Below are 6,204 nucleotides of genomic sequence, written 5' to 3' on the forward strand. Positions count from 1 at the left end.
CCACCTCCGGCCGCAGTGCATCAGTGATGATCAGGGCTGACGGATCACCACGGCGTACGAGCCACAGCCCACCAGCCGGGCGTCAGGGAAGGAATCGTCCCCGGTGTATATCGCGGCGACGGTGCCGGCCTGCTCGTCGAACGCGATGTCGGTTACCGCCCCGAGATCATCGCCGGTATCAGTGAGAAGCCGTTTCCCGACGAGGTCGTGCTTCCCGCCGAGAATCTCCGCGGCCCGGCCTGCCGCCTCGCGGACGGCGTACGGCGAGGTCACCATCACGGCATCGGGACCGACGCCGGACATGTCCGGCCAGTGCAGCGTGTTCCCGTTCGATGCGCCCTTCACCAGGAGAGCGACGACGGCTCCCTGCCGAGGGTCGACCACGACTCCCGTCACGCTTCCCACGGTCACTGCAGTGCCGGCCGCCACCACCGGACGCCCCACGATCTCGCTCAAACGCGTCATCGCTCGCCCTCCGATACGGATCGCGCAGACCGCGTGGCTGTTCGGAAGGCGGCCAAGTCGTCCACAGCGCGTCCGGCCACGTACTCCGGGACCACCAAGGCCTCGCCCGAGGCGATGGCCTCGCCCGGCAGCGGCAGAAGGACGCTGCGGCCCGCCGGAGGTATCGCCTCGCTCGTGGTGATTCGACACCCGACCACGTCGGCCACGGTCCCGACCTCCAGGATCATGTCCTCCACTGTGCCCAGCGCCGTCCCGCCCTCGGTGAGGACGGCGCCACCGACAAGATTGTGGTCTCGCAGCTCAGTCCGCTCGGCCACCTCGTCACGGCCGGTGAGGCTCTCCTCATCGCTGATCATGACGGCGTCCCGGCCGACAGCGTGGACGCCTGTCCAGGGCAGCGCGCGGCGCAGCGGACCCGACAGCAGTCCCCGGCCCGCCAGGGTGAATCCGGTGACTCGCCGGCTCTCCGCCGCGTAGACCACGTCTTTCACTTGCCCGATGTCGTCTCCGCCGAGGGTGACGACCGGTCTGCCCACGAGTGCGGTCGCCAGCGTCAGGACGCTCATCTCCGACCCCCGCGCGGCTCGTTCCTGAGATCGCGAACCACCACGCCGCCCCGCCTCCGTCGCTGTTGAACGGCCAGCAGCAATCCGGCGACGACGAAGGCGATCACAATCGCTACAAGAATCCACAACCACCAGTCCATGACATGCCTCCTCGCAGGACGCCGGGTGTGCACCACCTCGATTCCCATGAGACCCGGTGGCAAACGGAAAGAAACGCTGTGTCATTGGATTGTCAAGAAAACGACGCCAGCCCGCAGAAGAAGGGGAGGAACACTACTCATCAAACGATTTCCACCGCAGGTCTCCGAGATCCGATCGTCGAATGTACCGGTAAAAAGATCTTTCGGGGACGACTCAAGTCACGCCGTGCGGCGACGGATGTTCGCGCCCGCGGTCGGCCAAACCGTCGCAAGGAGGCGACCCAGTGGCAGATTCCTCACACCGACGGCCCCGCGCGGGCCCGCGGAAGGCGGTCGCGGCAGCGGCTGCGTGCGTTCTGATGGCGCCGATCGCCGCTTGCGGGTCAGCTACCGACGACACCCTTCCGACGATCACCTTGTACAGCGCGCCGGAACAGAACCTGCAGCGGGTGGTCGACGACTGCACCGAACAGGCCGGCGGCCGTTACCGCATCGAATACCGCACCCTGCCGCGGCAGGCCGACGAACAGCGCGTTCAGATGGTGCGCCGGCTCGCCGCCGAGGACGACGGCATGGACATTCTCGGACTCGATGTCACCTGGACGCAGGAGTTCGCGAGCGCCGACTGGATCCAGGAGTGGACCGGCGAGCATCGCGCCCGCGCCGAACAGGGCACGCTCGAAGGACCGCTCAACAGCGCACGGTTCGAGAACCGGCTTTACGCGGCACCGAAGAACACCAACGTCCAACTGCTGTGGTATCGGACGGACCTGGTCGATGAGCCGCCGCGCACCTGGGACGAGATGTTCCGGATGGCCCAGGATCTCAAGGACGCGGGGCGCCCCCACCAGATCTTGACAATGGGGGCGCAGTACGAGGGCCTGGTCGTGCTGTTCAACACGCTGGTCGAAAGCTCCGGCGGCACCATCCTGACTGAGGACGCGGAACAGGTCGCACTCGGCGAGGACGGGCTGCAGGCGTTACGTCTGCTCCGCGAGCTGGCCACCTCAGGGCTGGTCAGCCCGTCCTTCAGCAACGCCGTCGAGGACCCGACCCGCCTGGAGTTCCAGTCCGGCGGCGGAGCGTTCCAGCTGAACTGGCCGTACGTCTACCCGGCCATGCAGGAGGCGGCGCCCGAGCTGGCCCGCGACGTGCGGTGGGCGCGATACCCGAGGGTCGAGGCCGACGTGCCGAGCCGGGTCACCATCGGCGGGCTCAACCTGGCCGTCAGCGCCTACAGCCAGCACCCGGACCTGGCGTTCGAGGCGGCGCTGTGCATCCGCAGCCCGGAACATCAGCTCTTCTCGGCGATCAACGACGGCGTGCCACCGACCATCGAGGCGGTGTACGGCGAACCGGAGATGGCTGAGGCGTACCCGATGAAGGACGTCATCCTCGCCGAGCTGAAGGACGCCGCCGTACGGCCCCGGACGCCCGCCTACCAGAACGTATCGACCGTGGTCTCCGCGACACTGTCGCCGCCGGCGAGCATCGACCCGCAAGAGGTCCTGCGACAGCTGCAAGAGCGGATCAAGGACGCGCTCGAGTCGAAGGGGGTGCTCCCATGAGCATCGCACGCACGCCGCCGGGCAGCGCCACCAGGGCCGCGCAGGAGCAGCCACGGCAGCCTCAGCCTCAGCCACGGACCCGTGGACGCCGCCGGGAGAAGCCCATGAGCGAGGGAGCGCGGGCGGAGCGCAGGCTCGGCTGGTTGCTGTGCGCTCCGGCCGTGATAGTCATGGTCGCGGTGGCCGGTTACCCGATCGTCTACTCGGCTTGGCTGTCGCTGCTGCGCTACGACTTGAAGTTCCCGGAACGGCGGGAGTTCGTCGGTCTCAGCAACTACGCCGTGGTGCTGAGCGACAACTACTGGTGGACGGCCTTCGGCGTCACCATGCTCATCACCGTCGTCTCCGTAGCGATCGAGCTCGCGCTCGGCATGGGGCTGGCCCTGGTCATGCACCGCACCCTCGTGGGTCGCGGGCTGGTGCGCACCTCCGCGCTGATCCCGTACGGCATCGTCACCGTGGTCGCGGCGTTCTCGTGGCGGTTCGCCTGGACGCCGGGCACCGGATATCTGGCGAATCTGGTGGCCCCGGACGGGGCGCCACTGACCGAGCGGGCCGGCGCGCTGGCGATCATCATTCTGGCCGAGGTCTGGAAGACCACGCCGTTCATGGCGCTGCTGCTGCTGGCCGGCCTGGCGTTGGTCCCCGACGATCTGCTCAAGGCCGCCTCCGTCGACGGCGCCAACGCCTGGCAGCGGTTCGTGCGAGTGATGCTGCCCGTCATGAAGCCCGCGATCCTGGTCGCGGTGCTGTTCCGCACGCTCGACGCCTTCCGCGTCTTCGACAACATCTACGTCCTCACTCAGGGGGCCAACGAGACGTCGTCGGTGTCGATGCTGACCTACAACAACCTGATCCGCGGGCTGAACCTGGGCATCGGCTCGACGATGTCCGTGCTGATCTTCATCACCGTGGCGATCATCGCATTCGTCTTCGTGAAACTGTTCGGCACCGCCGCCCCAGGATCCGGCGCGGAAGGGAGACGCTGATGACGACCATCGACACGAGCCCGCGAGCGAAATGGCGGTGGGGAGTGATCGACCTCGTCGTCGTGGTCTTCGCTCTGATCCCGGTGCTTTGGATCGTCTCGTTGTCGTTCAAGACGACGAGCACGCTGACCGACGGCAATTTCATTCCACGAGAATTGACCTTCGACAACTACCGGACGATATTTGCCACCGATCAATTTGTGCGAGCACTCATCAACTCGATCGGCATCGCGTTGATCGCCACGTTCGTCGCAGTACTTCTCGGCATGCTCGCCGCGTACGCGATCTCCCGGCTGAATTTCCCCGGCAAACAGGCCTTGGTCGGTGTGTCGTTGCTGATTGCGATGTTCCCGCAGGTTTCCCTGATTTCCCCGCTGTTCGACATCGAACGCCGGCTCGGGCTGTTCGACACCTGGCCCGGCCTCATCCTGCCGTACATCACCTTCGCCCTGCCGCTGGCGATCTACACCCTGTCGGCGTTCTTCAAGCAGATCCCGTGGGATCTCGAGAAGGCGGCCAAGATGGACGGCGCCACCCAGGGCGAGGCGTTCCGCAAGGTGATCGCCCCGCTGGCCGCGCCGGGCGTCTTCACCACAGCGATCCTGGTGTTCATCTTCTGCTGGAACGACTTCCTGTTCGCCATCTCACTGACCTCGACCGAGCAGGCCCGCACGGTGCCGGCGGCGCTGGCCTTCTTCACCGGCGAGTCCCAGTTCGAGGACCCCACCGGTGCGATCTCGGCCGCCGCGGTCGTCATCACCGTTCCCATCATCCTATTCGTGCTGTTCTTCCAGCGCCGCATCGTCTCCGGTCTGACGTCCGGCGCAGTGAAGGGTTAGGAGCGTCACGATGGCCGACATCGTGTTGGATCACGTCAGCAAGAGCTATCCGGACGGCACCGTCGCTGTGGAGGAGGTCGACCTGGAGATCGCCGACGGTGAGTTCATCATCCTGGTCGGCCCGTCCGGGTGCGGGAAGTCCACGACACTCAACATGATCGCCGGGCTGGAGGACATCACCTCCGGCGAGCTGCGCATCGACGGGCAACGAGTCAACGACAAGGCGCCCAAGGACCGGGACATCGCCATGGTGTTCCAGTCGTACGCCCTGTATCCGAACATGACCGTAGGGGAGAACATGGCCTTCCCTCTCCGCCTGGCCAAGCTCGACAAAGCAGTCATCCGGCAAAAGGTCGACGAGGCCGCCCGCGTCCTGGAGCTGACCGACTACCTCGACCGCAAGCCGGCGAACCTGTCCGGCGGGCAGCGCCAGCGGGTGGCGATGGGCCGCGCGATCGTCCGGAACCCCAAGGCGTTCCTGATGGACGAGCCGCTGTCGAACCTGGACGCCAAACTGCGGGTGCAGATGCGTACGCAGGTGTCGCGGCTCCAGAAGCAGCTGGGGACCACCACGGTCTACGTGACGCACGACCAGACCGAAGCGATGACCCTCGGCGACCGCGTCGTGGTCATGCGCGGCGGCGTCGTCCAGCAGGTCGGCGACCCGCAGGTGCTCTACGACTCCCCCGTGAACCTCTTCGTAGCCGGGTTCATCGGCTCGCCCGCGATGAACTTCCTCCCCGCCCGGCTCGAGGAGTCGGTGTTGCGGACCGCACTGGGCGATCTGCCGTTGAACGACCGTCTCCGCGGCCTGCTGTCGCGGCGCGATTCACCACGGCAATTGATCCTCGGCGCCCGCCCGGAACACTTCGAGGACGCCGCACTTCTCGACGACGCCACCCGCGCACGGGGTGCCCAGTTCGAGGCGTCCGTCGATGTAGTGGAGTCGATGGGCTCGGACAAGTACGTCTATCTGGCCGTCAGCGGCGACCGAGCCGTCTCGCGCGACCTGGAGGAGCTGGCCGCCGACGCCGGCGCGGGCGACGTCGGCACCGACGGCGGACTGGTGACCCGGCTGTCGGTGGAGTCACGCGCCCGCGAGGGCGCGACCGCCCGGGTCTGGCTGGACTTGGACAAGGTTCACCTGTTCGACCCGGAGACCGGAAGCACCCTGACCGTCGACCAGCGCCCCTCAACGCCGGTCCCGGGATGAACCGGCTCCCCCGCACGAACCACGCCTACACCACTGTCACGGTCGCGCGGCAGCGCCGCCACACCGCGAAACCACCACGCAGGAAGGAGATCCCGTGCGTACCACGCTCGCATGCCTGGCCGCCATCGGCGCCGTCAGCACAGCGATCGGCGCGTTCCTCTCGGTCGGCTGGCTGATCCTCGCCGGGGCGGCCGCGCTGATCGTGGCGGTGGTGATGGCCGCCCTCGGCGCCTACCCCCGGCGCGGACATTGACCGACCGCGCCGAGGGCGCAGGCGCATCAGGGCTCCTTCTACGTCGCGCCGTCTAGTCCTGGACTTCGCACATGCTTTGGAGTGAATGCCCGTCACTCTGATCATGATCGATGTGTTGGTCTGGGTATGGGTGTGACAGGTGCTCCACGTCGTAGTGCTGTGCGTCCTCGT

At 66.9% G+C, this 6,204-nt stretch carries 7 protein-coding genes; 5 read left to right on the forward strand and 2 right to left on the reverse strand.

Going from position 1 to position 6,204, the window contains the following annotated elements; genetic code table 11:
• Positions 1-30: 30 nt before the first annotated feature.
• Together EER30_RS42520 and EER30_RS42525 are read right to left on the reverse strand one after the other, a co-directional pair.
• Entirely contained in the window at positions 31-465 is a 435-nt protein-coding gene (locus tag EER30_RS42520) for a PRC-barrel domain-containing protein (RefSeq protein ID WP_127507830.1), read from the reverse strand.
• Entirely contained in the window at positions 462-1,031 is a 570-nt protein-coding gene (locus EER30_RS42525) for a PRC-barrel domain-containing protein (RefSeq protein WP_164842703.1), read from the reverse strand. The genes EER30_RS42520 and EER30_RS42525 overlap by 4 nt, the downstream gene beginning before the upstream one ends.
• Positions 1,032-1,587: 556 nt before the next feature.
• Here EER30_RS42525 and EER30_RS42530 point away from each other — a divergent pair.
• From EER30_RS42530 to EER30_RS47715, 5 genes are all read left to right on the forward strand, one after another.
• Complete coding sequence (locus tag EER30_RS42530; RefSeq protein ID WP_240670670.1) at positions 1,588-2,739, forward strand: ABC transporter substrate-binding protein; 1,152 nt, start codon at positions 1,588-1,590, stop codon at positions 2,737-2,739.
• A 104-nt stretch (positions 2,740-2,843) separates the two neighbouring features.
• Complete coding sequence (locus EER30_RS42535; RefSeq protein ID WP_240670671.1) at positions 2,844-3,728, forward strand: carbohydrate ABC transporter permease; 885 nt, start codon at positions 2,844-2,846, stop codon at positions 3,726-3,728.
• Positions 3,728-4,567: a carbohydrate ABC transporter permease gene (locus EER30_RS42540; protein ID WP_127507837.1), complete on the forward strand. Its 840-nt coding sequence runs from the start codon at positions 3,728-3,730 to the stop codon at positions 4,565-4,567. Before EER30_RS42535 ends, EER30_RS42540 begins: the two co-directional genes overlap by 1 nt.
• 10 nt (positions 4,568-4,577) lie before the next feature.
• On the forward strand, positions 4,578-5,780 hold the full coding sequence (locus EER30_RS42545) for an ABC transporter ATP-binding protein (RefSeq protein WP_127507839.1): 1,203 nt from the start codon (positions 4,578-4,580) through the stop codon (positions 5,778-5,780).
• 94 nt (positions 5,781-5,874) lie between these two features.
• Positions 5,875-6,033: a hypothetical protein gene (locus EER30_RS47715; RefSeq protein WP_164842704.1), complete on the forward strand. Its 159-nt coding sequence runs from the start codon at positions 5,875-5,877 to the stop codon at positions 6,031-6,033.
• Positions 6,034-6,204 lie beyond the last annotated feature (171 nt).

The organism is Actinoplanes solisilvae (assembly GCF_003999975.1).
GTDB lineage: Bacteria > Actinomycetota > Actinomycetes > Mycobacteriales > Micromonosporaceae > Actinoplanes > Actinoplanes solisilvae.